The sequence below is a fragment of the Ferrovibrio sp. genome, from assembly GCF_036381655.1.
Lineage (GTDB): Bacteria > Pseudomonadota > Alphaproteobacteria > Ferrovibrionales > Ferrovibrionaceae > Ferrovibrio.
Window position 1 is genome coordinate 23722 of record NZ_DASVCJ010000068.1, and the last position, 23632, is coordinate 47353.

General features: G+C 65.5%; 26 protein-coding genes. 18 read left to right on the forward strand and 8 right to left on the reverse strand.

Going from position 1 to position 23632, the window contains the following annotated elements:
• The 3 genes from VF194_RS15285 (at position 1) to VF194_RS15295 (ending at position 3129) form a co-directional block, all read left to right on the forward strand.
• Positions 1-1485, forward strand: a complete 1485-nt coding sequence (locus VF194_RS15285; protein WP_330892050.1) for a M81 family metallopeptidase — start codon at positions 1-3, stop codon at positions 1483-1485.
• Positions 1482-2792: a tetratricopeptide repeat protein gene (locus VF194_RS15290; protein ID WP_330892051.1), complete on the forward strand. Its 1311-nt coding sequence runs from the start codon at positions 1482-1484 to the stop codon at positions 2790-2792. Before VF194_RS15285 ends, VF194_RS15290 begins: the two co-directional genes overlap by 4 nt.
• A 142-nt stretch (positions 2793-2934) precedes the next feature.
• A complete protein-coding gene (locus VF194_RS15295) occupies positions 2935-3129 on the forward strand; it encodes a hypothetical protein (protein ID WP_330892052.1) in 195 nt (64 codons plus the stop codon).
• Positions 3130-3211: 82 nt separating this feature from the next.
• Here VF194_RS15295 and VF194_RS15300 read toward each other — a convergent pair whose 3' ends face one another.
• The 4 genes from VF194_RS15300 to VF194_RS15315 form a co-directional block, all read right to left on the reverse strand.
• Positions 3212-3610, reverse strand: coding sequence for a DUF2794 domain-containing protein (locus tag VF194_RS15300; protein WP_330892053.1), 399 nt, complete (start codon positions 3608-3610; stop codon positions 3212-3214).
• Positions 3611-3708: 98 nt separating this feature from the next.
• Positions 3709-4260: a response regulator gene (locus VF194_RS15305; RefSeq protein ID WP_330892054.1), complete on the reverse strand. Its 552-nt coding sequence runs from the start codon at positions 4258-4260 to the stop codon at positions 3709-3711.
• Between the two features lie 24 nt (positions 4261-4284).
• Complete coding sequence (locus VF194_RS15310; RefSeq protein ID WP_330892055.1) at positions 4285-4935, reverse strand: chemoreceptor glutamine deamidase CheD; 651 nt, start codon at positions 4933-4935, stop codon at positions 4285-4287.
• A gap of 10 nt (positions 4936-4945) precedes the next feature.
• Positions 4946-6151, reverse strand: coding sequence for a pentapeptide repeat-containing protein (locus VF194_RS15315; protein WP_330892056.1), 1206 nt, complete (start codon positions 6149-6151; stop codon positions 4946-4948).
• A gap of 211 nt (positions 6152-6362) precedes the next feature.
• Here VF194_RS15315 and VF194_RS15320 point away from each other — a divergent pair, with 211 nt between their 5' ends.
• The 11 genes from VF194_RS15320 (at position 6363) to VF194_RS15370 (ending at position 14970) form a co-directional block, all read left to right on the forward strand.
• Complete coding sequence (locus VF194_RS15320; RefSeq protein ID WP_330892057.1) at positions 6363-6923, forward strand: hypothetical protein; 561 nt, start codon at positions 6363-6365, stop codon at positions 6921-6923.
• A 107-nt stretch (positions 6924-7030) separates the two neighbouring features.
• On the forward strand, positions 7031-7576 hold the full coding sequence (locus VF194_RS15325; RefSeq protein WP_330892058.1) for a hypothetical protein: 546 nt from the start codon (positions 7031-7033) through the stop codon (positions 7574-7576).
• Positions 7577-7722: 146 nt separating this feature from the next.
• The gene (locus VF194_RS15330) at positions 7723-8187 is read left to right on the forward strand and encodes a hypothetical protein (RefSeq protein WP_330892059.1); all 465 of its coding nucleotides are present in this window, start codon (positions 7723-7725) and stop codon (positions 8185-8187) included.
• A gap of 183 nt (positions 8188-8370) precedes the next feature.
• On the forward strand, positions 8371-8685 hold the full coding sequence (locus tag VF194_RS15335; protein ID WP_330892060.1) for an STAS domain-containing protein: 315 nt from the start codon (positions 8371-8373) through the stop codon (positions 8683-8685).
• The gene (locus VF194_RS15340) at positions 8682-9047 is read left to right on the forward strand and encodes a response regulator (protein WP_330892061.1); all 366 of its coding nucleotides are present in this window, start codon (positions 8682-8684) and stop codon (positions 9045-9047) included. Before VF194_RS15335 ends, VF194_RS15340 begins: the two co-directional genes overlap by 4 nt.
• A gap of 41 nt (positions 9048-9088) precedes the next feature.
• Entirely contained in the window at positions 9089-11323 is a 2235-nt protein-coding gene (locus VF194_RS15345; protein WP_330892062.1) for a chemotaxis protein CheA, read from the forward strand.
• Positions 11324-11340: 17 nt separating this feature from the next.
• Positions 11341-11907 carry a chemotaxis protein CheW gene (locus tag VF194_RS15350; protein ID WP_330892063.1) on the forward strand — a complete coding sequence of 189 codons (567 nt, stop codon included), beginning with the start codon at positions 11341-11343 and terminating at the stop codon, positions 11905-11907.
• A 21-nt stretch (positions 11908-11928) separates the two neighbouring features.
• Complete coding sequence (locus VF194_RS15355) at positions 11929-12813, forward strand: protein-glutamate O-methyltransferase (RefSeq protein WP_330892064.1); 885 nt, start codon at positions 11929-11931, stop codon at positions 12811-12813.
• Between the two features lie 33 nt (positions 12814-12846).
• Entirely contained in the window at positions 12847-13899 is a 1053-nt protein-coding gene (locus VF194_RS15360) for a chemotaxis response regulator protein-glutamate methylesterase (RefSeq protein WP_330892065.1), read from the forward strand.
• 107 nt (positions 13900-14006) lie between these two features.
• A complete protein-coding gene (locus tag VF194_RS15365; RefSeq protein WP_330892066.1) occupies positions 14007-14399 on the forward strand; it encodes a response regulator in 393 nt (130 codons plus the stop codon).
• A gap of 28 nt (positions 14400-14427) precedes the next feature.
• On the forward strand, positions 14428-14970 hold the full coding sequence (locus tag VF194_RS15370; protein ID WP_330892067.1) for a MarR family transcriptional regulator: 543 nt from the start codon (positions 14428-14430) through the stop codon (positions 14968-14970).
• A gap of 5 nt (positions 14971-14975) precedes the next feature.
• Here the strand turns inward: VF194_RS15370 and VF194_RS15375 are convergent, their stop codons facing one another.
• A complete protein-coding gene (locus VF194_RS15375) occupies positions 14976-15920 on the reverse strand; it encodes a lysophospholipase (protein ID WP_330892068.1) in 945 nt (314 codons plus the stop codon).
• A 109-nt stretch (positions 15921-16029) separates the two neighbouring features.
• Between VF194_RS15375 and VF194_RS15380 the strand changes: the two genes are divergently transcribed.
• Both VF194_RS15380 and VF194_RS15385 read left to right on the forward strand, forming a co-directional pair.
• Positions 16030-17418, forward strand: a complete 1389-nt coding sequence (locus VF194_RS15380; protein ID WP_330892069.1) for an aspartate aminotransferase family protein — start codon at positions 16030-16032, stop codon at positions 17416-17418.
• Between the two features lie 78 nt (positions 17419-17496).
• Positions 17497-18345, forward strand: a complete 849-nt coding sequence (locus VF194_RS15385) for a hypothetical protein (RefSeq protein ID WP_330892070.1) — start codon at positions 17497-17499, stop codon at positions 18343-18345.
• 3 nt (positions 18346-18348) lie between these two features.
• Here VF194_RS15385 and VF194_RS15390 read toward each other — a convergent pair whose 3' ends face one another.
• Positions 18349-19506: a PQQ-dependent sugar dehydrogenase gene (locus VF194_RS15390; protein ID WP_330892071.1), complete on the reverse strand. Its 1158-nt coding sequence runs from the start codon at positions 19504-19506 to the stop codon at positions 18349-18351.
• 284 nt (positions 19507-19790) lie between these two features.
• Positions 19791-20027 carry a hypothetical protein gene (locus tag VF194_RS15395; RefSeq protein ID WP_330892072.1) on the reverse strand — a complete coding sequence of 79 codons (237 nt, stop codon included), beginning with the start codon at positions 20025-20027 and terminating at the stop codon, positions 19791-19793.
• A 175-nt stretch (positions 20028-20202) separates the two neighbouring features.
• Between VF194_RS15395 and VF194_RS15400 the strand changes: the two genes are divergently transcribed.
• Positions 20203-20982 carry an SDR family oxidoreductase gene (locus VF194_RS15400; RefSeq protein WP_330892073.1) on the forward strand — a complete coding sequence of 260 codons (780 nt, stop codon included), beginning with the start codon at positions 20203-20205 and terminating at the stop codon, positions 20980-20982.
• A gap of 45 nt (positions 20983-21027) precedes the next feature.
• Here VF194_RS15400 and VF194_RS15405 read toward each other — a convergent pair whose 3' ends face one another.
• A complete protein-coding gene (locus VF194_RS15405; RefSeq protein WP_330892074.1) occupies positions 21028-21183 on the reverse strand; it encodes a hypothetical protein in 156 nt (51 codons plus the stop codon).
• A 236-nt stretch (positions 21184-21419) separates the two neighbouring features.
• Between VF194_RS15405 and VF194_RS15410 the strand changes: the two genes are divergently transcribed.
• A complete protein-coding gene (locus VF194_RS15410; RefSeq protein WP_330892075.1) occupies positions 21420-23561 on the forward strand; it encodes an FUSC family protein in 2142 nt (713 codons plus the stop codon).
• The last annotated feature ends 71 nt before the right edge of the window (positions 23562-23632 follow it).

Here is a 23632-nt window from a genome sequence, read left to right on the forward strand (position 1 = left end):
ATGAAACTCGTCCTGGCGATGATGAAGCATGAGACCAATACCTTCTCGCCCATCGTCACCGACTGGGCGCGGTTCGAAGCCTGGGGCCTCTATACCGGCCAGGCCGCCATCGACGCCTATGCCAAAACCAACATGCCGCTCGGCGTCTATCTGCAGCTCGCCAGGGAATACGGCGCCGAGGTGGTGCTGCCGATGGCGGCCGAAGCCATGCCCGGCGGCAAGGTCACGGCCGAGGCCTATCAGCGCCTGACCGACCCGATCCTGGCGGCGGTCGCCGCCGGCTGCGACGGCTGTCTGCTGGATCTGCACGGCGCCATGGTGGCGGAGGGCACCGACGACGGCGAAGGCACGCTGCTGGAAAAGATCCGCGCCATCGCGCCCGACCTGCCGATCGCGGTGACGCTCGACCTGCATTGCAACCTGACGCCCAGAATGGTGCGAAACTGCACCGCGCTGATCGGCTACAAGACCTATCCGCATGTCGACATGGATGTGGTGGCCCGCCAGGTCGGCCGCATCGTCATGGAGGTGATCGCCGGCAAACGGCAGGCGCCGGCCATGGCCTTGCGGCAATTGCCGCTGCTGTCGCAGACCATCTGCCAGGGCACCGACGACGAGCCGATGAAGTCGGCCATCGCCGCCTGCCGCGAGGAAGAGGCCAGGGGCCTGCCGGCCGCCACCGTATTCGGCGGCTTTGCCATGGCCGATATCGAGCATGCCGGCGCCAGCATCATCACCGTCGGCAAGGATCAGGCGGAAGCCGACGCGGCCGCCGATCGCATTGCCGCCCGCGTCTGGGACACGCGCGACATCCATATCTACCGCCATCGCGACCTGCAGGAGACGGTGGCCAAGGCCAAACAGGTCAAGGACGGCCCGGTGATCCTGCTGGACCATGCCGACAATTGCGGCTCGGGCGGCACCCAGGACGTGATGACGGTGATCGAGGAAGTGTTGCGCCAGGGCCTGGAGGATGTCGCCGTCGGGGCGGTCTGGGATCCCGCGGCGGTGCAGCAGATGCAGAAGGCGGGCGTCGGCGCCACCGTGACGCTGGAGCTTGGCGGCAAGAGCGACATGCCCTCGCTGGGCCTGAAGGGCAAGCCGCTGAAGCTGACCGGGCGCGTGCGGACCATCACCGATGGCGAGTGGATCGTGCGCGGGCCGATGTATACCGGCTACAAGGTGATGATGGGGCCGACGGCGGTACTCGAAGTGGAGGGCCGCATGCAGATCGTGGTCGTCTCGCGCCACCACGAGCCCTGGGATACCGGCGTGTTCACCTCGGTCGGGATCGATCCGCAGCACAAGCGCTATCTGCTGCTGAAATCGCGCATCCATTACCGCGCCGGCTTCGCCCCGCTCGCCAAGGCCACTTTCACCTTGGACGGCGAAGGCGTGACGACGTCCGACAACAGCATCCTGAAATATGAAAAGCTGCGCCGGCCGATCTATCCGCTCGATCGCATCAACGATTGGCATCAATGACGCTGACCGACCGCTGGGGCCTTGCGGTTTCCACCGATGATCCGGCGGTGATCGCCGGGCTGGATACTTTCGACACCAGCTTCATCACCTATGGCACGACGGCCGCAGCCATCTGGGAGGCGGCGAAGGCCGATCCGGCCTGCGTGATGGCGCAGGCGAAAGCGGCCTGCCTGGAGATGTTCCTGCAGACCGGCGCCTCCGCCTTAAAGGCGCGTCCCTGGCTGACGGCGGCCGAGCCGCATCTGGCCAAGGCGACAGACCGCGAGAGGCTGTGGCATGCCCAGGCGGCGGCCTGGGTGGATGGCGATGCCGAAACCGCGATCCGGCTCGGCCGCGAGCTGGTCGCCGATTGGCCGGAAGACCTCTGCGCCGTAAAGATGGCGCAGTTCCATATGTTCCATGTCGGCGACCTCGCCGGCATGCTCGAGATCGCCGAAGCCGCCCTGCCGGCGCATCGCGGCACTGCCGAGATGCATGGCATGCGGGCCTTCGCGCTGGAGGAGATGAACCGGCTCGCCGAGGCCGAGGAGGCCGCCCGCCTCGCCATCGAGATCAAGCGCGCCGAGCCCTGGGCGCATCATGCGCTGGCGCATGTCATGGAGACGCAGGGCCGCTGCGACGAGGGCTTGTCCGTCATGCTGGACCTGGCCGATTGCTGGACCGACCGCAATTCCTTCATGCTGAGCCATAACTGGTGGCATGCCGCGCTGTTCGCCATCGATGCCGACCAGCCGCAGAAGGCGCTCTCGTTCTATGACGATCGCGTCTGGGGCGTCTGGAAGGAATACAGCCAGGATCAGGTCAACGCCGTCTCCCTGCTGGCGCGGCTGGAAATCGCCGGGCTCGAGATCGGCGAGCGCTGGCAGGATGTCGCCGATTACATCGAGCGCCGCGGGCCGGAGCATGTCGAGCCCTTTCTGGACGCGCATTACCTGCTTGGCCTTGCCCGCGCGGGCCGCGACGGCGCCGCGCAGAGGCTGCTGGCCAGCCTGCGCGAGCATGTAGCGTGCCAGCCCGATCGCCTGGTCGGAGACATCTGGCGGCGGGTCGGCCTGCCCCTGGCGGAAGGCGCCGCCGCCTATGGCCGCGGCGATTGGCGGACGGCGTTCGAAAAATTACCTGCCGCGCTGGGCGGCCTGCAGCGGATCGGCGGCAGCCATGCGCAGCGCGACCTGTTCTGGCAGCTTTGGCTGCAGACCGGCGTGAAGGCGGGCGAATTTGCCGCCATACGGCCCTATTTCGAACGGCGCGCGGGCGAGCGGCCAACCGTGGCGAAGCATCGGCGGGATTTGGCTGCGCTCGGCTGAGTTAATTTTTCCTGACGGACAGAATGTCGCAGCCAAAAATATCGCGATTGCCGAAATTCCGGGGCAGGCAGAGAATTGCAACGATGCACAAGCGCCCGATTCGGCCGCTCGATGCAGCACTGTACACACAGGATGGACCCTGATGTTGACCCGCGTGAAGACGATCGCAGCCGCCTTCGTCATGGCCGGCTTTCTCGCTGGCGCCGTAGCTCCCACCTTCGCCCCGGCTGCCCAGGCGCAGACCGAACAGCCGGCGAAGAAGCAGACGGCGAAGAAGCAGACGGCGAAGAAGCATACCGCCAAGAAGCAGATGGCGAAGAAGAAGCCCGCCGCCTAAGCCTGAGTTACCCGACAAATCATAAAAAACCTCGAAACGGGCCCCTGCCGCCAGGCAGGGGCTTCTTTCGTCCGCAGCCGGATCAGAGCGCGGCTTCCCGCTTCGGCTCGAAGAAGCGCAGCATGATCGCCAGGTCGCGGCCGCGGCGCAGGATGCGGCCGCCAGGAGCGATGATGGCGAAGGCGCCCTGCTTGCGCGCCAGCTTCGGCGTCTTGACGATGCGGTAGAGCGCGCCGTCGGCGCTGCGCTTGAAGACGGCGAAGGAACAGCTTTCGCGGTCGTAGCCGATCGCATAGTCGCGCCATTCGCCCTGGCCGACCATGCGGGCATAGAGATTGAGGATCAGGTTGAATTCGTGGCGGTTGAAGAAAACAGCCGGTTCGGCCGGTCTGACGACTGGCTTCTCGGCGCCCGCAGTCCGCGGGGCCTCTTCCCGCGCCGCCGGACGCCGATACTGGTGCAAGGCGATCACCTCGCTCATGCCGAAACGGCCAACCTCCTCCCGCTCCGTCTTGGAGCTGCCCGAATCTTGGGCTTTGGCCGGTGCTGCGTCAAGCCGGCCAAACTTCGGATTGCAAATTAGAGTTCCTTGAGCAGCTCTTCGATGGCGGTATCGGGCATCTGCTGGTCACCCTTGTCGATCATGTCGCGCCGGCGCTCCTCGCCGGTGTAGTTGGAGACCTTGTGCCGGCGCCGGTCGGGACCGAAGAAGTCGTCGGTGCGGACGAATTGCCGGGGCGCTTCGATCACCACCGTGATGCGGCGCGCCATGGTACGCGCCGAAAACGGCTTGACCAGGAATTCGGTCACGCCCGCATCCCGCGCCCGCATCACCTTCCACTCTTCCGACTGCGCGGTGACCATGATGATCGGAACGAAGACGTTCTTCGAGGCGGGATTCTTGCGCACCCACTCGACGAAGCCGATGCCGTCCATCTCGCCGTCCATATGCCATTCGGTGAAAATGATATCGACGACGTTGTTTTCCAGAAATGCGATCGCATCCTTCGCATTCGTGCATTCGGCGATGCGCGCGACACCGAGCGGTCGTAAAACTTCCTTGATAAGCTGCATGTGGTTGTGGTTGCTGTCGACCACAAGCACCGAGACGTTATTAAGCTTGTATGCCATGACCGAAAGCTGCCCTGTGCTGCCTCAGTCGAACAGCTCGATGCTGCCGGCCGGCGTCTGAACAGCCGTGATCTTTTTCGCGCTCTCGCGCTGGAAGACGGCCTTGCCGCTGGCATCCTCGATCTGTTTGACGCGCGCCACGCCGGTGGACGGAAAATACTGCACCTTGCGCGGCAAGGTGCCGCGCAGGTCGGCGGCCATCACCTTGAAGCCCTCCGCCTTCAGATAGCGCTCGATGAAATCGGCATTCTGATGGCCGATGCCGCGCAGGCCGGCCAGCACATTGGCGCCGCCGAAGATCTTCACCTCCAGGCGCTCGCGCCGGCCGCCGGCGGTCAGGATGCCGTTGATCAACTGTTCCATCGAATAGCTACCGTAGCGCAACGCGGCAGAAAACGGCAAATCCGGATTGGTGTCCCCGCCCTTGTCGGGCAGCAGGAAGTGGTTCATGCCGCCGACGCCCGCCACCGGGTCGCGGATGCAGGCGGCAACGCAGGAGCCGAGCACGGTCGCCAGCATCTCGCCCTCGCGGGTCGAAACGAAAAAGTCGCCCTGGAAAACTTGGACGACCTGCACCTTCAGCACCGGGTCGAAATACCGGCGCCGGTCGCTCGAAGCCACGCCGCCGGTTTCGGCAGCGGCGGGGCGACGCAGGATACCCGGTTGCATGCTCATACGGACCGCATCATGGACTGCCGACCTGTTGCGGTTCAAGGCCGCTGGCGCCCTCGGTCACGGCATCGGCCCAGTCGACGCCGTCGCAAGCCGCACCGGCAAGTCTGGCTTTCGACAGATCGGTCGGGATCATCCGGCCGGTGCGTTCGCCCTTGGAACTGAGCAGTTCGGCGCTGGCGAAGCGGCTTTTGCTCAGCCTTGCGCCGCGCAGATCGGCGCCGGTCAGGTTGCAGCCAGCAAAATCGGCGCCGACGATGCTGGCGCCGCGCAGATCGGCGCCGGACAGATCGGCGAATTTCAGCACCACGCCATCGAGCTTGGCGTCGCGCAACGCCGCGCCGCGCAATCGGATGCCGGAAAGGTCCTGCCGGCTGAGATCGAAGCCGCAAAGGTCCTGGCCGCGCAGATTGGCCGGCCGGCCCTGCCCGCCTTCGACCCAGCGCCTGTGCTCGGCCAGGGCGGCGCGGATCTCCGCCTCGCCCATCGGCTTCGGCGGCTGCGCCGGCTCGGCCGCCATATTGGCCATGACGATATTGGCGCCGAAGGTCTCGACCTCGCTGAGATCGACGCCATGCAGATGGGCATCGGTCAGGTTGGCCCCCTGCAGGGTCGCGCCGGCCAGATTGGCGCCGCTCAGTTCGGCACCGACCAGGTTGGCGCCGGCCAGGGTGGCGCCGCCCAGATCGGCCCCGGTCAGGTCGGCGCTGACCAGCTGGCAGTCGGTGAGGGCGGCATCCTGCAGATTGGCGCCGGCAAGATTGCTGCCGCTGAAATCGGCGCCCAGCGCATCGACGCCGATCAGCGTGGCGCCCTCGAAATTGCTGCCGGTCACGTTCTGCCGCAGCACCGCGATGGCGGCGGCCGGATTCTGCCCGATCTCCAGCCCTCTGCGGAAATTGGCGCCGGTCAGGTTGGCGCCCGCCATGTTGACCTGCTCCATCTCGGCGCCGCGCAGATCGGCCCGGGTCAGGTCGGCCTCGCTGAGATCGGCGCCGGTCAGATCGGCCTTGAAGAAGTCGGCCTGCGCCAGCTGGGCCTTGCCCAGGCGCGCGCCGCGCAGCTTGGCCATGCGGAAGATGGCGTGGCGCAGATCGGCGCCGGCGAGATCGGCATTGGACAGATCACGGCCGGAGAAATCCGCCGGCTTGCCGGTCGGCATTCCTTTCAGCCAGAGATGATGGTGGTGCAACATCTCCTTGATATCGATCGGATCCATACCCGGCACCGCTGTCTTTCCCGTGCTTGTTACCATGTTTCCGGAACGCGCCATACTCCCCAAAGCCTTCATAGATAAATGGATATCTATTTGACGATGCATGGTCTGACCCCGCAGTATGGACCGGCGAGCAACCATAGGTCGCATTGCTTCAAGCAGATGCCAGCAACTTCAGGGATTCGTCGGCGCCGAAGGATAAAAACGCCGACTGGTGCAAATCGCCCTGTCTTGTGGAACAATCGCGGCGGGTAAGGGGAAGGCGCTGGTGACTCAACACAATCATCGATCGGGCGGGAAACACGCCGAATCGCCTGGCGTTCCGGCCGCATCCGGCCGTGAGCTCATCGATTTCGTGGCCCTGGTGCTTCTGGCCGTGAAGGAGGAAATCGAAGACCTGCAGCAGTCGCAGAGCGCGACCTCGCAGGCTTTCGCCAGCAAGCTGGTCGAGCTGGGCAAGCAACTGCCAAATTCGCCGCTGATGAGCGAGATCGTTGGCCTGATGCAGAACGACGACCTGCGCGCCCAGCGCCAGCAGCATGTGATCAACGCGCTGCGCTATGTGGAAGACATCATCCGGGAGCATTCCGGCCGCGATTGGGCGCCGCAGCTGACCGAGCGCGCCGCCGGCTGGGGCGAGGGCCTGATCGCCAGCCAGACGCTGGAGCAGGTCCGGGCCCATTTTCACCATTATCTGCTCGGCGCGCCGACCGACCCGTCCGTCAGTATACGTCACTCCCGCGACGGCGCGGCGTCGGACGTGGAGTTGTTCTAGAGGCGGCCATATTCCATTGCGGCGACGTCAACGGAAGTTTAGCTTGTGAACGATAGTGTAATGCCGACTGCATTCATTACCTTTGTCAGGGAGCGGCGATAGCGAGCATGGCTGACGACGACAACGCCAAGGTGACGGGAGCCGATGTCAGGCAGCCTGGCGATGCGCAATTCGTCACGCCGCCGAATTACCTGAAGATGAAGGTCGGCAGCGGCGGCATCGACAAGGAGGCGCTCAAGGAGGCGGAAATCGCCATCCAGGTGCTGGGGCATAAGATGTATGCCAAATGGGCCGATGACGATCTCGACCGCATGCGCGCCGCCTTCGACGAGATGAAGCAGACCGATCTCAACGACCCCGAAGGGGTCAAGAAGATGCTGCGGATCTGCTGGGACATGAAGGGGCTGGGCGGCACCTTCGGCTATCCGCTGGTTACCACCATCACGCATTACCTCAGCAATTACCTGGAGCATTGCCTCGAGCATGCCGAGGCCAGGGTCAGCGCCGCCGTCGTCTCGCCGCATATCGACGCGCTCTATGTCGTGCTCAGCCAGAAGGTCAGCGGCGATGGCGGCGCGATCGGCCGCGAGCTGGTGGCCGGGCTGGAAAAGGTCGTGCTGAAAACCGGCGCCCGCATCGGCGGGCGCGGCTGATCCGCCAGCAAACCCAATACGTTGTGGCCGCTCACGGTGACAACCCCGTGATCTAGCGGTTCAAACTTGACCCTGCGAATCGGCATGGGCTAAGGTCAGCAAGCTGATTCGCCTCGGCGTTTCCATCTGTAGTGACGGGAAAGCCTGTGAACTTCGATCAAGGGTTGCTGCCGACCGATCCTGATGGCGCTGCTCACGCCGAGAGCGCGGCCATTCCCGCCGACGCCGTGATCGATGTCGAGATCGAACCGATCGGCGAGGCCGGCCGCAGAATCGATGACGACCCCGCCGCGGCCAAGGCCAAGGCGCTGCTGGGCACCATCGGCGACCGCTTCAATACCGAAACCCGCTTCCACGACCTTTCGCTGTCGCAGCTTGCCGTCCGTTCCCTCTGGATCGTGGATTACCTGCGCCAGCTTGGCGAAACCGAGATGGCCGATGGCGACCTGGACAGCATCGGCCGCTGCGCCGACGATCTGGAAAATGCCATCATACTGATGTTCCAGCTTGCCGGCGGCACCAGCCAGGAACTGCGCCAGCGCTACCACGACATCATCCGTGCGATGCGCGCCGCCCAGCACGGAACCATCGACCAGACCCGCCCGCAATAGATTCACACTCCGTTAGTGAAGTTCAGCGAAGCCTCGGGCGCCGTTGTGGTTTTTTGGTAATGACCGCGTCATCCCCCTTCCGTCCCGGCGGACCCTCGGCTAGGTTAAGTTGGATTTTACCTGATACCGCTTTCCGTGTGGTATCGGGGGGCTCGAAGGCATGGGGCCCAGGGGGAAAGGTGGATGGAACCGTTCACGATCAGCAAGTCCGACGACACGGCCCGGCTCGGGCTTGTTGCCAGCATGGACCTGCGGGCGGCGGAGCCGCTGCTGCATAGCTTCCACGAGGTCATGGCGCATCCCGGCAAGGTGGAGATCGACGCCTCCGCCGTCGACCGGCTGTCGACCCCTTGCGTGCAGATCCTGCTCTCGGCCGCCCAGCATATGGAGCAGCAAGGAATCCCCTTCGTCATCAAGGCGCCGAGCGACGCCTTCGTTTCCGCATTCGACGATTTGGGCCTGTTCTCGTTTCTCATGAAATGGCCGGTACAGACATGACTAAGACGGTTCTTACCGTAGACGATTCGAAGACGATGCTGCAGATGCTTCAGTTCGCTCTGAAGCAGGGCGGCTACGAGGTCATTCAAGGAGAGAACGGCCAGGAAGGCCTCGAACTGCTCGACCGCAATACGGTCGACGTGATCATCACCGACATCAACATGCCGGTTATGGACGGCATCACCTTCATCAAGGAATTGCGCAAGAAGGCCGCGAACAAGGCAACGCCGGTGCTGATCCTGACCACCGAAAGCAGCCAGGCGAAGAAGCAGGAAGGCCGGGCCGCCGGCGCCACCGGATGGATCGTCAAGCCATTCGACCCGGGCAAGCTGCTGGAGGTGATTCGGAAGGTCAGCCCGTAAGCTGGCCGGCAGAGACGCGGAGCAGAAGCGGGACGCGCCACATGGATGATCTAGCCCAGTTCAGACAGACCTTCTTCGCAGAATGCGAGGAGTTGCTTGGCGACCTGGAAGGCCATTTGATGGCGCTCCAGTCTGGCGAGGGCGACAACAACACGCTCAACGCGGTCTTTCGCGCCATCCATTCGATCAAGGGCGGCGCCGGCGCCTTCGGCTTCGACCGTCTGGTCAATTTCGCCCATATCTTCGAAACCGTCCTGGATCTGATGCGGGACGGCCGGCTCGAGCCGGCGCCGGACTCCGTCCTGCTGGTGCTGCGCTGCGCCGATATCCTGTCCGACCTGGTCCGCGCCGCGCAGAGCGGCACCGAATTGCCGGAAGAGCATGAAAACGAGGGCCGCAAGGCGCTGATCGACCTTGCCGCCACCGTCGGCGTCAATGCCGACCCCAACGCGGCGGACGCCGAACTGGCCGCGCTGGACGCGCAACTGGCCGCCGGCGGGCCCGATACCCTCAATGCCGAAGCGCCTGCGGCCGAAGCGGCGCCGGCCAAGCCCGCGCCGCCGGCCAAGGCGCCGATGCTGAAATACCTGGTCAAGTTCGCGCCGCGCGACGCGCTGTATCAGCGCGCCAACGAGCCGCTGATCCTGATCCGCGAGCTGAAGGAGCTTGGCGGCTTCCTCGCCCGCGCCGATGCCTCGGGCATTCCGGCCTTCGATCAGATCCAGCCCGAAGGCGCCTATATCAAGTGGGAATTCGAGATCGACACCGATCGCGGCGAGCAGGCCATCCGCGACGTGTTCGAATTCGTCCTCGACGATTGCGACCTCGACGTCACCTGCCTCAACCCGCCATCCGAGGCGGCGCCCGCCGCGCCGGTGGTCGAGGCCAAGCCGGTCAGCTTCACGGCTGCCCCTGCCGAGACCGCCGCCAAGCCGGCTGCCGCGGCCGCTCCCCGCAAGCCCGAGCAGGGTGGCGCCGCACCGGCGGCGGCCAAGCCGGCCGCCGCGAAGGCCGAGGCCGGCGGCGGCGCGGAAACCAAGACCGTGCGCTCGATCCGCGTCGATCTCGACCGCGTCGACAAGCTGGTCAACATGGTGGGCGAGCTGGTCATCACCCATGCGATGATCGCGCAGCAGACGGAACATCTGCATGCCGATCAGCATCCCGAACTCGCCAACGGCCTGGCCGAGCTGTCGCATCACATCCGCGATCTGCAGGAAAGCGTGATGGCGATGCGCGCCCAGCCGGTCAAGAGCGTCTTCGCCCGTCTGCCCCGCCTGGTGCGCGAACTGGCGATGATGACGAACAAGAAGATCCGCCTCGACATGAGCGGCGAGAATACCGAAATCGACAAGACGGTGATCGAGCAGCTCGGCGATCCGCTCACCCACATGATCCGCAATTCCTGCGACCACGGCATCGAAAGCCCCGACGAGCGCGTCGCCGTCGGCAAGCCGCCGGAGGGCGTGATCCATGTCTCGGCCGACCAGCGCGGCGGCCGCATCGTCATCGAGATCACCGATGACGGCCGCGGCATCAACCGCGAGAAGGTGATGAAGAAGGCGATCGAGAAGAAGCTGATCGCGCCCGATGCCGTGCTCAGCAACGAAGAGATCGATAACCTGATCTTCCTGCCGGGCTTCTCGACGGCGGATACGGTGTCGAACATTTCCGGCCGCGGCGTCGGCATGGACGTCGTGCGCCAGAACATCCAGTCGCTCGGCGGCCGCGTCCATATCCAGTCGCGCCCCGGCCAGGGCTCCAGCTTCATCCTGACGCTGCCGCTGACCCTAGCCGTGCTGGACGGCATGGTGCTGCGCGTCGGCGAACAATCCTACATCCTGCCGCTGGCCAATATCGTCGAGAGCCTGCGGCCCGAGCCCGACCAGATCAACATCGTCGCCAATCAGAGCGAGTTGCTGCGCATCCGCGGCGAGTACGTGCCGCTGGTCTATCTGCACCGCATCTTCAAGGTGCCCAACGGCATCGACGATCCGACCAAGGCACTGGTCATCATCGTCGAACTGGAAGACGGCGCGAAAATGGGGCTGGTGGTGGACGAAATCGTCGGCCAGCAGCAGGTCGTCATCAAGAGCCTGGAAGAGAATTTCGATCCGATCCGCGGTGTCGGCGCCGCCACCATCCTGGGCAACGGCCGCGTGTCGCTGATCCTTGACGTCGCCGGCATCAAATACATCGCCGAGCACGAGGCCAATCGCCCGTCACCGCGGGCGATGCAGCAACTCGCTGCTCCCGCGCTCGAAGTCAGCGCCTGAGGTGGAAGGTGGTGAGTATGGCATCTGCTGAACCGCGCAACAGCAACGGACAAAGTGGCGAACGGGATGGCGAACAGGCCAGCCGTTCGAGCCGCACCGTGCAGCTCATATCGTTCACGGTCGGCAACGAGGAATATGGCGTCGACATCATGGCCGTGCGCGAAATCCGCGCCTGGTCGGAAACCACGCCGCTGCCCAACACGCCGGAAGTGGTGCGCGGCGTGATCAACATGCGCGGCGCCATCGTGCCGATCTTCGATCTGCGCGCCCGCTTCGGCATGCCGCGCACCGAACCGACGAAATACAATGTCGTCATCATCGTGTCCGTCGCCTCGCGCATCGTCGGCATCCTGGTCGACGCGGTTTCCGACATCATCACCATCAACGAAGATGAAATCCGCGCCATGCCCAGCATGGAGCAGGTCAACGGCATCGGCTTCATGGAGGGACTGATCACCGTCGGCGAGCGCATGGTCGGCCTCATCGGTCTCGACCGGATGTTCTCCGGCCGCATGCTGGAAGCCGCCGACGGCGTCGACAAGCCGATGCTGAGCGGTCCCGCGGAGGCGGCGAGCGCCGCCTGACCTTTTGCCGATGGCCGGACAATGACCGTCGAGACGCAAGCGCGAAACGCCAAGCTGGCCGCCATCGTGCCGGTCCCGGAAGATCGCGAGTTCAGCTTCTCGGCCGACGACTATGCCTTCCTGCGCGCCATGCTCAAGCAGCGGACCGGCATCGAGCTCGGCCCCACCAAGCAGAACATGGTCTATGCCCGGCTGGCCAAAAGGCTGCGCAAACTGGGCTTCAAAAGCTTCCGGCAATATATCGAGTTCATCGGCTCCGAAGAGGGCCGCGACGAACTCGGCACGACGCTGAACGCGCTGACCACCAACCTCACCAAGTTCTTCCGCGAGAACCATCATTTCGAGCATCTCGGCAGCACGGCGCTGCAGGAGATCCGGGCGCGGGCGACGACCCAGGGCCGGCGGCTGCGCATCTGGTCGGCCGGCTGCTCGTCCGGCGAGGAGCCCTATTCGATCGCCATCACGCTGCTGCGCGCGATGCCCGACATCAAGCAGTGGGACGCCAAAATCCTCGCCACCGACATCGATACCGAGATGGTGCGGCGCGGCGCCGAGGGCGTCTATTCGGCAGCCGCCCTGGACGGCATACCGCCGGATATCGCGAAGAAATATTTCGAACTCTACGGAGCCGACAAGATCCGCCTCTGCGACGAGGCGCGCGGCCTGATCAGCTTCAAATACCTCAATCTGATCGGCGACTGGCCGATGAAGGGGCCGTTCGACGCCATCTTCTGCCGCAATGTCGTGATCTATTTCGACAAGGATACGCAGCGGACCTTGTTCGACCGCTACGCCAACCTGCTGGTGCCGGGCGGTTTCCTGTATATCGGCCATTCGGAAAACTTGTTCGGTATCACCGAGCGGTTCAAATTGTTGGGGCGGAACATTCACCGCAAGATCGCTTGACCCCGGCTCTGGCGGGGTATGGGGAGTAGCGCCGTGACGGGCAAGAAAATCAGAGTCCTCATCGTCGACGACAGCGCCCTGATCCGGCAGTTGCTGACCAGCGCCCTGTCGAGCGATCCGGAAATCGAAGTCGTCGGCGCGGCGCCGGATCCGCTGATCGCCCGCAGCATGATCAAGGAGCTCAATCCCGACGTTCTGACGCTGGATATCGAGATGCCGAACATGGACGGCATCTCCTTCCTCGAGAAGATCATGCGGCTGCGCCCCATGCCGGTCGTGATGGTTTCGACGCTGACCCAGAAGGGCGCGACCATCACCATGCAGGCGCTGGAAATGGGGGCGGTCGATTTCGTGCCCAAGCCGACGCTGGACATCAAGCATGCCCTGGAAGAGATCAAGCAGGAGCTGATCGCCAAGGTGAAGATGGCGTCCACGGCCCGCGTCGTAGCGCGCAACCGCCCGGTGGAAGGCCAGACGCCGAAGCGGCTCACTCCCGGCCCGGGCTTCAATTCGACCGATATCATCGTGGCGATCGGCTCGTCCACCGGCGGGGTAGAGGCTCTCAAGGAAGTGATCACGGTGCTGCCGCCCGACAGCCCGCCGATCCTGATCACCCAGCACATGCCGCCGCGCTTCACCGGCAGCTTCGCCGCCCGCCTCGATTCACTCTCCGCCGTGGCGGTCTCCGAGGCGAAGGACAACGTTCGCGTCTTTCCGGGCCATGTTTACATCGCACCCGGCGACTTTCATCTGACGCTGTATCGCTCCGGCGGCCATTATTACACCAGGCTTAACCATGATCCGCCGGTTTCTGGCCATCGTCCCTCCGTGGACGTGCTGTTCAACTCGGTGGCCGAGCATGCCGGCCATAACGCCATCGGCGTGATCCTGACCGGCATGGGCAAGGACGGCGCTGCCGGGTTGAAGAAAATGCTGGAAGCCGGTGCCCAGACCATCGGTCAGGACGAATCGACCAGCCTGGTTTACGGCATGCCCAAGGCCGCGAAACTGATGGGCGCGGTACAGGCGGAGGTAGCGATCGGGCATGTCGCGGAGGAAATCCTGAACCGCTGCAAGCAGCGTTGAGATAAGTGAACTTTTAGGTTAAACAGCGGGATGGAAGTCCAAGTAGGGATGCGGGTTCGCCAGGATGGCAGGACCGGCCAGTGTGGAGATCAACGAGGGGCGGATATATGCCTTCGGCCAGCACTCTTCGGGTATTGATTGTCGACGATCAGATGAGCATGCGCGGTATCGCCCGCTATTGCCTTCAGGAGATCGGCATCAAGAATGTCGTCGAGGCCAAGAACGGGGCCGAGGCGCTCGTGTGCATGAACTCGAACAAGTTCGATCTGATCATCTCCGACTGGAACATGGACGGGATGGATGGTCTGACCCTGCTCAAGACGATCCGCAGCAACCCGCTGACCAAGCGCATGCCCTTCATCATGGCGACGGGGCAGCGCGATACCGAGATGGTCAAGACGGCGATCCAGGCCGGCGTCAACAACTACATCGTGAAGCCGTTCAACGCCGCAACGATGAAGCAGAAGATCGAAGCGGTGCTCGGCAAGCTGGGGGCCTGACCGGCCCCGGCGCTCGCAAGGCCGCACCGTGACCGCCGCCAAGCCACCCACCTCCCATCCCGACGCTCTCCATCTCGACCGGTATCTTCCCTATCTGATCAACCGTGCCGGCGTATCCATGGCGATGCGCTTCGGCGCCGTGCTGCGCCGCGAAGGCATTTCGCTGCAGGATTGGCGCGTGCTGGCCGCCCTGCGCGAACGCGGCGGACAGCGGCTGACCGAACTGGCCCAGCGCACCAGCATCGAAATCTCCACGCTGTCGCGCGTCGTCGGCGCCATGGAAGCGGCCGGCCTTGTCAGCCGCGGACGCGACGAGGCCGACGCCCGCGCCATCGCCATCCGCCTGACCGCGGCGGGCGAGGCCCTCGCCGGGCGGCTGACCCCGGCGGCGGAACGGCTGGAGCGGCATGCGCTGGCCGGCCTGAGCGATGCCGAAGCCGATCAGCTCAAGGCCCTGCTGCACCGGATCTACGACAATCTGGCGACGGTGCCGGGACTGGACGGATCGCCTGCCGGCAGCAGCGTCAGCGGCGGCAATGGCAGGGGCGGCAACGGACACAGGCGCCGATAGCCGCCTCAGCCGCGCAGCGCGCTCAGGCAGCTTTCGAAGAAGGCGATGATATCGGCGGTGACTTCGTCGCGGTTGATCTCGTTCAGCAATTCATGCCGCGCTTCGGGATAGAACTTGCTTTCCACCCTGGTCAGGCCGGCCGCGCGATAGGCCGCCAATAATTGCTGCAGGCCCCTGCCGCCGACGGATACCGGATCATGCCGGCCGGCGATGACGAAGACCGGCAGGGTTTTCGGAATCCGCGCCTGGTTCTTTGGCCGCGCCATCGCCTCCAGGGCGTCGAGCAGATCGATCCAGGACTGCACCGTCATCGGAAAGCCGCAGAAGGGATCGGCGATGTATTTGTCCACTTCGGCCGGATCGCGCGACAGCCAGTCGAATTCCGTCCGCGCCGGCGCGAAGCGCTTGTTGAAGGCGCCGAACGACATCGCGTGGATCAGCATGCTGATGCCGCGCCGCCCGACGCGCAGCCGTTCCAGCCGGGCGATCAGCCGGCCGAGCGCGGCGATCTTCGGCGGCTTGCCGTTCGAGGCGCAGAGCACGCAGCCGGCCAGCATGGCGCCGTGCTGGTAGAGGAATTGCTGCGCCATGAACGAACCCATGGAATGGCCGAACAACAGTAGCGGGACGCGCGGATGGCGCTGCCGCGCCATCTCGCAGATGCCGGCCAGATCGGCGACTGCCCGGTTCCAGCCGTCACGGTCCGCCATATGGCCGAGTTCGGACACGCTCGGCGCCGTATGGCCGTGGCCGCGGTGATCGAAGGCATAGACGGCCTGGCCCGCCGCCGCCAGCGCCGCGGCGAAACGGTGATAGCGCGCGGCATGCTCGGCCATGCCGTGGGCGATCACCACGACGGCGCGCGGCTGCTGCGCCGGCTGCCATTCATAGCCCCGCAGCAGGATGCCGTCGGCCGGCGAAACCAGCGTGATGGTCGGATGCATCGTCATCGCAAAAGCTTAGCCAGCGGGCGGCGATCGGAACAGGGCGGAGTTTCACATATTTTGACAGCGGACGGTTTTCGCCGTCTACTGACGGCCTTCCCAGGAGGCCCGCCCCATGACCGCTTTGCCCAACTCGCTCGCTGCCCGCGACATCGCCCATGTGCTGCATCCCTATACCAACCTGGTGAAGCACGAGACCGCCAGCCCACTGGTGATCGAGCGCGGCAAGGGCATCTATGTCTACGACGACCAGGGCAAGGAATATATCGAGGGCATGGCCGGCCTGTGGTGCGCCGGGCTCGGCTTCAGCGAGCCGGCGCTGATTGATGCCGCCATCGAGCAGATGCGCAAGCTGCCCTTCTATCACGGCTTCGGGCACAAGACGACGCCGCCGGTCGTGGCGCTGGCCGAGAAGCTGAAGGCGATCAGCCCGGTGCCGGTCGGCAAGGTCTTCTTCGCCGAAGGCGGCTCGGCGGCGAATGATACGCTGATCAAGCTGATCTGGTACTACAACAACGCGCGCGGCCGCACCAAGAAGAAGACCATCCTGTCGCGGCAGAAGGGCTATCACGGCGTGACCGTCGCCACCGCCAGCCTGACCGGCCTGCCGGCAAACCAGCGCGATTTCGACCTGCCGATCGCCGGCATCAAGCATGTCGACTGCCCGCATTACTACCGCTTCGCCGAGCCGGGCGAGAGCGAAGCGGACTTCACCGCGCGGCTGGCGCGCAATCTCGACGCCTTCATCGCCGCCGAAGGCGCCGACAGCATCGCCGCCTTCTTCGCCGAGCCGGTGATGGGCGCCGGCGGCGTGATCGTGCCACCGAAAGGCTACTTTCCCGCCATCCAGGCCGTGCTGAAAAAGCATGACGTACTCAGCATCTCCGACGAGGTGATCTGCGGTTTCGGCCGCACCGGCAAGCCCTGGGGCGCCGAGGCCCTGGACTACAAGCCGGATTTCGTCACCTGCGCCAAGCAGCTTTCCGGCGCCTATCTGCCGATCTCGGCGGTGCTGGTGCCCGAACAGGTCTACGACGCGATCCGCGACAATTCCGGCAGGATCGGCACCTTCGGCCACGGCTTCACCTATGGCGGCCATCCGGTCGCCGCCGCCGTCGCGGTGCGCGCGCTCGAACTTTACGAGGAGCGCGACATGCTCGGCCATGTCAACGCCGTCGCCCCGCGCTTCCAGGCGCGGCTGCGCCGGCTAGCCGATCATCCGCTGGTCGGCGAGGCGCGCGGCATGGGCCTGATCGGCGCCGTCGAACTGGTCGCCGACAAGGCGAGCAAGCGCTCCTTCCCCGCCGCCGCGGGCATCGGCGCCGCCTGCATGGGCTTCGCCCAGGAGGAAGGCCTGATCCAGCGCGCCATGGGCAGCGATACCCTCGCCTTCTGCCCGCCGATGATCATCACCGAAAGCGAGATCGACGAGATGTTCGACCGCTTCGAACGGGCGCTGGAGCGGACCGCCGCCCTGGCCGCCAGGGAAGGGTTAACGCGTTAACATTGCAGAACCTTTTTCGTATCGATCCGCCAATAATGTTAAGGTTAATGTAACGGTGTTCCGACCATCATCCGCCCGATGACGACAGTAGATAATCACGCTCATAACCAGGAAGCGAACGAACTGGTTTCGCGCATCGAACAGCGCGCCATCCAGATCTTCAAGTTCACCGAGGATTCGGACGAGAAGCGCGCCAGCGTTGCCAGCTTCCGCAAGTTTTCCGATCTGGTCGACGATTTCCACCAGGCCGCCGAGATGGCCGAGGGCCGCCTGTCGGTGCTCAAGACCGGCCGGCGCGACGAGCTGCGCGGCTATGTCGTGCAGATGCGGGCCAAGATCCTGAAGGTCGAGATCGACGTCACCCAGACCTATCTGGAGAACCTGATCGAATCGCGCGCCGCCCTGCCCTTCGGCGCGCGCGAATTCTTCGCCACCCGGCTCAAGCGGCTGGAGGAGCTGAGCCACGTGCTCAAGGACGGGCCCGAGGCCAGCGGCTCGAGCGGCAGCCTGCTCGATCACATGCGCAAGATGCTTGAGCATCTGATCGCGCAGGCGCCGCAGCTCGAAGTGTTCGAGCGCGACCCGGAGTGGCGGCCGCCGCACCGGCAGGCGGCGGCGCGCCCGGCGGTGAAGGCGGTGGCGCCGAAGCCCAAGCCGACGCAGGCGGTTCCCGAGATCAAGCCGATCAAGCTCACCGGCCGCGACAATTGGGGCCGCGTCTTCCTCGACAAGGGCTCGTTCGACGAGGTCCATATGGCCTGCCGGGCGCGCAACATCACCATCGACCAGGTCGCCGCGCGCCTTGGCATGACGCGCGTCTCGCTGACCCTGATCCTGAACGGGCAGGACCCGATCCAGCGCAACACGCTGGACGTGCTGCACCGGATCATCAACAACTATAACGCCAAGACCGGCGAGATGGGCTGAGCCCTACTTCGCCGGCTCGAGCCGCAGGATGCGGCCGTCGTTGCGGGTCGCGACGTAGAGATAGCCGTCCGGCCCGTTGCGCACGTCGCGGATATCGGCGCCGAGATTGATCCGCTCCTCGCGCACCACCTTGGTGCCGTCGAGCACCAGCCGGTGCAGCGTGCCGAATTTCAATGAGCCGATGAAGAGGTTGTTCTTCCAGGCCGGCAGCTTGCTGCCGGTATAGAAGGCCATGCCCGAGGGCGCGATCGACGGCACCCAGTAATAGAGCGGCTGCTCCATGCCCGGCGCCTCGGTGCCGATGCCGATCTTCTCGCCGGAATAATGCACGCCATAGGCAATGACCGGCCAGCCGTAATTGCGGCCCTTTTCGGGGATGTTGATCTCGTCGCCGCCCTTGGCGCCGTGCTCGCTTTCCCACACCACGCCGGTCATCGGATTGACCGCCAGGCCCTGGATGTTGCGATGGCCGTAGGACCAGATTTCCGGCCTGGCGCCCTCCTGGTCGACGAAGGGATTATCGGGCGGAATGCTGCCGTCCTTGTTCAGCCGCACGATCTTGCCCAGATCGTTCGACAGATCCTGCGCCGGATCGAAGCGGAAGCGCTCGCCCATGCCGAGCCAGAGCTTGCCGTCGGAGCCGACCACGACGCGGCTGCCGAAATGATTGCCGCCGGTCAGCTTCGGCTGCTGGCGGAACAGCACTTCGACATCCTGCAACTCCGTCTCGGCGAAGCGGGCGCGGGCCAGGGCCGTGCCGGCGCCGTCCCTGGCGCCCGTATCCGGGCCGGACTCGCGCTCCGTTTCCGGACCCGGTTCGGCATAGGTGAAATAGATCGTGCGGTTGGTGGCGAAATCGGGATCGAGGATGACATCCAGCAGGCCGCCCTGGCCGGAATGGAAGACCTCGGGGACATTCTTGAGCGGCGCCGACAGCTTGCCGTCCTTGCCGATCACCCGCATGCGGCCGGGCCGCTCGGTGACTAGCAGACGATCGTTCGGCAGGAAGGCGATCGCCCAGGGATTGTCCAGACCCTTGGCGATGGTGACCACCCGCAGCTTCGCCGCCTCGGTGCGCAGAACCGTATCGGACTGCGCCCAGGCCGGCGCGGCGTACCACAGGCCGAGCGCGGCGAGCAGCCATGTCATCGAACGGGCCATCTTTCCTCACAGGAATGCCTCAGCCAGGCCTACAAGATGGAGCCGCGCGGCGCGGCGCCAAGATGCCGGCGAAGATGGCTGGCCAGATACGGCACAGCACCGTTCCGGCCCGGTCCGGCCCGGTCCGGACCGTTTGCGCCCGCCCCGTCCCGCTGCGAACCATTCCGAACCGTTTTGAACCATTCCGTCTTATTCCGGCTTAACGCGCCTTATTCCGGCTTATTCCGGCCTGGCCGCGCCGGCCATTGCAGCCAGCGCCTGCCGCCGCGCGGCCGCCTGGCGGATCAGGCCGCGAACCGTTCGGATTGTCCGAAATGCCGCCAGAACCGCTCCTCCGGGATGCCCACAATCGCGGCGATGTCCTGCAGCGCCCGCCCCTCCGCGACTAGGCCGGCGGCCCGCGCCCAGTCGATGCGCCGCCGCCGGCGCGGCGTGGAAAAGCGGGATTCGGCAAAGGGCACGGCCGGCAGGGCTGCCGATGCCGCCCCGGCTTGGTTCGGATCGCATCGGTCTTCGCGCATGGCAATCTCCTCCTGACAGAGTTACGGAACAATATAGATATTCAAGGAATAAAGTCAATATAGCCGTAATCTCTTCGCATCTCGTTCCAGGCTTCGCCCCGGAGCAGGAAAGCCGCCGGCTCGCCGGCGGGCCGCGCCAGACTAGGTTTTTGCCGGGGCGAGACTGGAGGCGGACATGGCCGGCAGCTTTGCGATCTATCCCAGCCTGCGCGGCAAGGTGGTGCTGATCACCGGCGGCGGCAGCGGCATCGGCGCCGCGATGGTCGAGCATTTCGTCCGGCAGGGCGCGCGCGTCGCCTTCCTCGACATCGACGTCGAGGCCTCCAGGGCGCTGGTGGCCCGGCTGGTCGATGACGGCGAGGAAGGCCAGGTCCGGCCGCTTTTCCTGCGCTGCGATCTGCGCGACATCGACGCCCTGCGCGACGTGATCGCCGGGGTCAGCGAGACGCTGGGCCGCATCGATGTCCTGGTCAACAACGCCGCCAACGACGACCGGCACGAGATCGAGGCGATCGAGCCGGCCTATTTCGACGACCGCATGGCGATCAACCTGCGCCATCAGGTCTTCGCCGCGCAGGCCGTGCTGGCGGACATGAAGCAGGCCGGCGGCGGCAGCATCATCAACATGGGCTCGATCAGCTGGGTGATCGGCGAGCCCGACCTGCCGCTTTACACGGCGGCCAAGGCGGCGGTGAACGGCCTGACCCGCAGCCTGGCGCGCAAGCTCGGTCCGCATGGCATCCGGGTCAATTGCGTCATGCCGGGCTGGATCATGACCGAGCGCCAGCGCAGGCTATGGCTGACCCCGGCCGGCGAGGCCGAAATCATGGACCGCCAGGCGCTGAAGGAAAAACTCTATCCGCCGGATGTCGCGCGCATGGTGCTGTGGCTCGCCGCCGAGGATAGCCGGCTCTGCACCGGACAGAATTTCGTGGTGGATGGCGGCTGGACCTGAGGGGATTCACGCCTGTCATCCGGGGCGCCGCACTCTCCTCGTCCGTCAGCTATACATGAACAGCCAGGCGAGGAAGAAGGCGACGATGACGCCGATGAGGCCAAAGCCCAGCACGTAGCGCATATGGCCGGTCTTGGCAGCGGCGCGGGCCTTCTCGGTGGGAACCACGCGCTCCTTTGTGTCCCAATCGTCTTGCTGCATCGCTATCTCCTCTACTCTGGCCCGGCCCCCACCTTGGCCCGGCTCTACCTGGGGCCGAATTCGGCTGCGGCCACCGGCGCGGCCGGCGCCGGCGCCCTGCCAAGCGACAGATATCTGCCGGCCCGCGCCGTCTCTGTGCTACAACCCGTTATCTAAACCCCTCAGCCGCAATGATGATCCTGCGACGTCCGGCCCGTTTCCCGTTCCCCGCCTTCGCGCTGCCCGCGCAGCAACTGATGAGCGGCGTGACGGCCGCAATCGGCGTGCTGATCGTGGCCCTGCTCGCCGGCCTGGCCGCCGGCCAGATCGCCGCCGCCGCCGCCATGGTCGGGGCGATGTGCGTCAGCATCGTCGACATCCCCGACCCTCCCGAGCATAAGCCGCCCGGCTTCATCACCGCCTCGCTGGGCGGCGGGCTGATCACTGTCGCCGTGGGCCTGAGCGGCAGCAATCCCTGGCTGCTGGTCCCGATCATCGCCGCAACCAGCTTCGGCGCGGCCATGGTCACGGTCTATGGCCGCACCACCCTGCCGCTCTGCATGGCGATGATCCTGGCCCTGGTGCTGGCGCTCGGCGCCCAGGTACACGCGGCGTCCACGATGCCGGCGCTGAAGCCTGCGGATGCCGCTTTGCGGCAGGCCATGCTGTTCACCTTCGGCGGCATCGGCTACGCCGTCTACGGCATCCTCACGGCGCGCATCCTGGAAATGCGCTACAAGCGCCTGGCGCTGATCGACGCCCTGCAGGCCTTCGCCGCCTATATCCGCTGCAAGGCCGGACTGTACGATCCCGCGGCGGAGATCGACCTGACCTATGGTGCCCTGATCGAACGTCAAGTCACGCTGATGGAGCGCGTGCAGACGGCAAGGAACCTGCTGTTCCGGCAATTGCGCGACGCCCAGCACGAGAAGATGGCGGCGGCGCTGGTGCTGCTGATCGACGCCTTCGAGAGCGTGCTGTCCAGCCAGGGCGACTTCGTCCTGCTGCGCCGGCATTACGGCGATACGGCCTTCCTTGGCGATATCCGCGACAACATCCTTGCCGCCGCCGACCGGCTGGATGCGCTGGCACAGGAGGTGCGCGGCGGCAGCATGAGCGCGGCGGTGGAGCCGCTGCGGCGGAATCTCGGCCGGATCGCCGGGCAGGTCCTGCAATCGCGCCCGGTAGGCGGCCGTCACGATGCCGGCCATGAAAGCGAACGCGCGCGCGCCGAGCTGAACGCGGTGCTGGTCCGAGTTACGCACAGCCTGGACATCCTCGTCGGATTGCAGAAGGCCCTGCGCGATCCGGCGGTGGCGCGCAGCGTGCTTGGCCGCATCGATCTGGCGGCCTTCCTGCCGCCGCAGCCCTACCGCCTGCGTACGCTGCTGCGCCAGATCCGCTTCCGCTCGCCGATCTTCCGCTACGCGCTGCGGCTGACCGGCGCGATGCTATGCGCCTTCGCGGTCGCCGAAACCATGACCCGCTATTTCCACCATGGCAGCTGGATCCTGCTCACCGTCGCGGTGATCATGCGGGCCAGCTACAGCGCCACGCGGCAGCGCCAGAAGGACCGCCTGATCGGCAACCTGATCGGCTGCGTGCTGGCGGCGGTGGCGCTGCGCGTGCTTCCCGAATACGCGCTGCTCGGCATCATCTTCCTCGGCATCGGCGCGGCCCATGCCTATGCGGCGGTGCGCTATCGCATCACCTCGATCGCCGGCGCGGTGATGGCGCTGCTGCTGCTGCATTTCCTCGATTCCGGCCAGGAGGTGCTGCTGATCGAGCGCCTGCTAGACACGGCGGTCGGCGCCGCCATCGCCTTCCTGTTCAGCTTCGTGCTGCCGTCCTGGGAGCGGCAGACGCTGCAGGACCGCGTCGCGGCATTGCTGCGCGCCAACCGGCGCTATGCGCATCAGAGCCTGCGTCTGGCCCTGCAGGAACAGGCCTACCGGCTGGCCCGCAAGCAGGCCTTCGATGCGATCGGCGATTTCGCCGGCATGATCCGCCGCATTCCGCAGGAGCCGGGCGGCCGGCGCTACGATATTGGCGTGCTGCAGTCGCTGCTGGTGTCGAATTACCGCCTCTCCGGCCTGCTGGCGGCCCTGCAATTGCTGCTGCGCCGGCGGCGCGGCGAATTGCCGCCGGTCGATACCGAACGCCGGCTGGCGCAGTCGCATGTCCGGCTGCGCCGGCTGCTCGGCGGCTCGGTGGCGGAGCTGCCCGCGACGCCGATGCCGACGGCGGCGCCGTTCGCCGAGAAAGGCCGCGCCGCCGCCGCCCTCGATCACCGGCTGCACCAGGCCGAAGAGATCGCGACGCAGATCCATGCGCTGGCCGGCAAGCTGGCTGCCGCAGCGCCGCTGCCCGGCAAAGCGGCCGCGGACAAGGGCGGATAAGCGCGAGCAAGAGCGGATAAGGAAAGGGCGCCTGGTTGCCCAGACGCCCCCGAAAGCCGGCCTCTTGCGGG

What these genes read in the sequence shown, in the direction of transcription:
- VF194_RS15405 (WP_330892074.1), bottom strand. Translation starts at nt 21,183, where the DNA reads ATGCAGCAAGACGATTGGGACACAAAGGAGCGCGTGGTTCCCACCGAG.
- VF194_RS15350 (WP_330892063.1), top strand. Translation starts at nt 11,341, where the DNA reads ATGGCATCTGCTGAACCGCGCAACAGCAACGGACAAAGTGGCGAACGG.
- VF194_RS15355 (WP_330892064.1), top strand. Translation starts at nt 11,929, where the DNA reads ATGACCGTCGAGACGCAAGCGCGAAACGCCAAGCTGGCCGCCATCGTG.
- VF194_RS15400 (WP_330892073.1), top strand. Translation starts at nt 20,203, where the DNA reads ATGGCCGGCAGCTTTGCGATCTATCCCAGCCTGCGCGGCAAGGTGGTG.
- VF194_RS15345 (WP_330892062.1), top strand. Translation starts at nt 9,089, where the DNA reads ATGGATGATCTAGCCCAGTTCAGACAGACCTTCTTCGCAGAATGCGAG.
- VF194_RS15285 (WP_330892050.1), top strand. Translation starts at nt 1, where the DNA reads ATGAAACTCGTCCTGGCGATGATGAAGCATGAGACCAATACCTTCTCG.
- VF194_RS15365 (WP_330892066.1), top strand. Translation starts at nt 14,007, where the DNA reads ATGCCTTCGGCCAGCACTCTTCGGGTATTGATTGTCGACGATCAGATG.
- VF194_RS15300 (WP_330892053.1), bottom strand. Translation starts at nt 3,610, where the DNA reads ATGAGCGAGGTGATCGCCTTGCACCAGTATCGGCGTCCGGCGGCGCGG.
- VF194_RS15310 (WP_330892055.1), bottom strand. Translation starts at nt 4,935, where the DNA reads ATGAGCATGCAACCGGGTATCCTGCGTCGCCCCGCCGCTGCCGAAACC.
- VF194_RS15395 (WP_330892072.1), bottom strand. Translation starts at nt 20,027, where the DNA reads ATGCGCGAAGACCGATGCGATCCGAACCAAGCCGGGGCGGCATCGGCA.
- VF194_RS15385 (WP_330892070.1), top strand. Translation starts at nt 17,497, where the DNA reads ATGACGACAGTAGATAATCACGCTCATAACCAGGAAGCGAACGAACTG.
- VF194_RS15305 (WP_330892054.1), bottom strand. Translation starts at nt 4,260, where the DNA reads ATGGCATACAAGCTTAATAACGTCTCGGTGCTTGTGGTCGACAGCAAC.
- VF194_RS15380 (WP_330892069.1), top strand. Translation starts at nt 16,030, where the DNA reads ATGACCGCTTTGCCCAACTCGCTCGCTGCCCGCGACATCGCCCATGTG.
- VF194_RS15290 (WP_330892051.1), top strand. Translation starts at nt 1,482, where the DNA reads ATGACGCTGACCGACCGCTGGGGCCTTGCGGTTTCCACCGATGATCCG.
- VF194_RS15390 (WP_330892071.1), bottom strand. Translation starts at nt 19,506, where the DNA reads ATGGCCCGTTCGATGACATGGCTGCTCGCCGCGCTCGGCCTGTGGTAC.
- VF194_RS15325 (WP_330892058.1), top strand. Translation starts at nt 7,031, where the DNA reads ATGGCTGACGACGACAACGCCAAGGTGACGGGAGCCGATGTCAGGCAG.
- VF194_RS15295 (WP_330892052.1), top strand. Translation starts at nt 2,935, where the DNA reads ATGTTGACCCGCGTGAAGACGATCGCAGCCGCCTTCGTCATGGCCGGC.
- VF194_RS15315 (WP_330892056.1), bottom strand. Translation starts at nt 6,151, where the DNA reads ATGGATCCGATCGATATCAAGGAGATGTTGCACCACCATCATCTCTGG.
- VF194_RS15375 (WP_330892068.1), bottom strand. Translation starts at nt 15,920, where the DNA reads ATGACGATGCATCCGACCATCACGCTGGTTTCGCCGGCCGACGGCATC.
- VF194_RS15335 (WP_330892060.1), top strand. Translation starts at nt 8,371, where the DNA reads ATGGAACCGTTCACGATCAGCAAGTCCGACGACACGGCCCGGCTCGGG.
- VF194_RS15340 (WP_330892061.1), top strand. Translation starts at nt 8,682, where the DNA reads ATGACTAAGACGGTTCTTACCGTAGACGATTCGAAGACGATGCTGCAG.
- VF194_RS15410 (WP_330892075.1), top strand. Translation starts at nt 21,420, where the DNA reads ATGAGCGGCGTGACGGCCGCAATCGGCGTGCTGATCGTGGCCCTGCTC.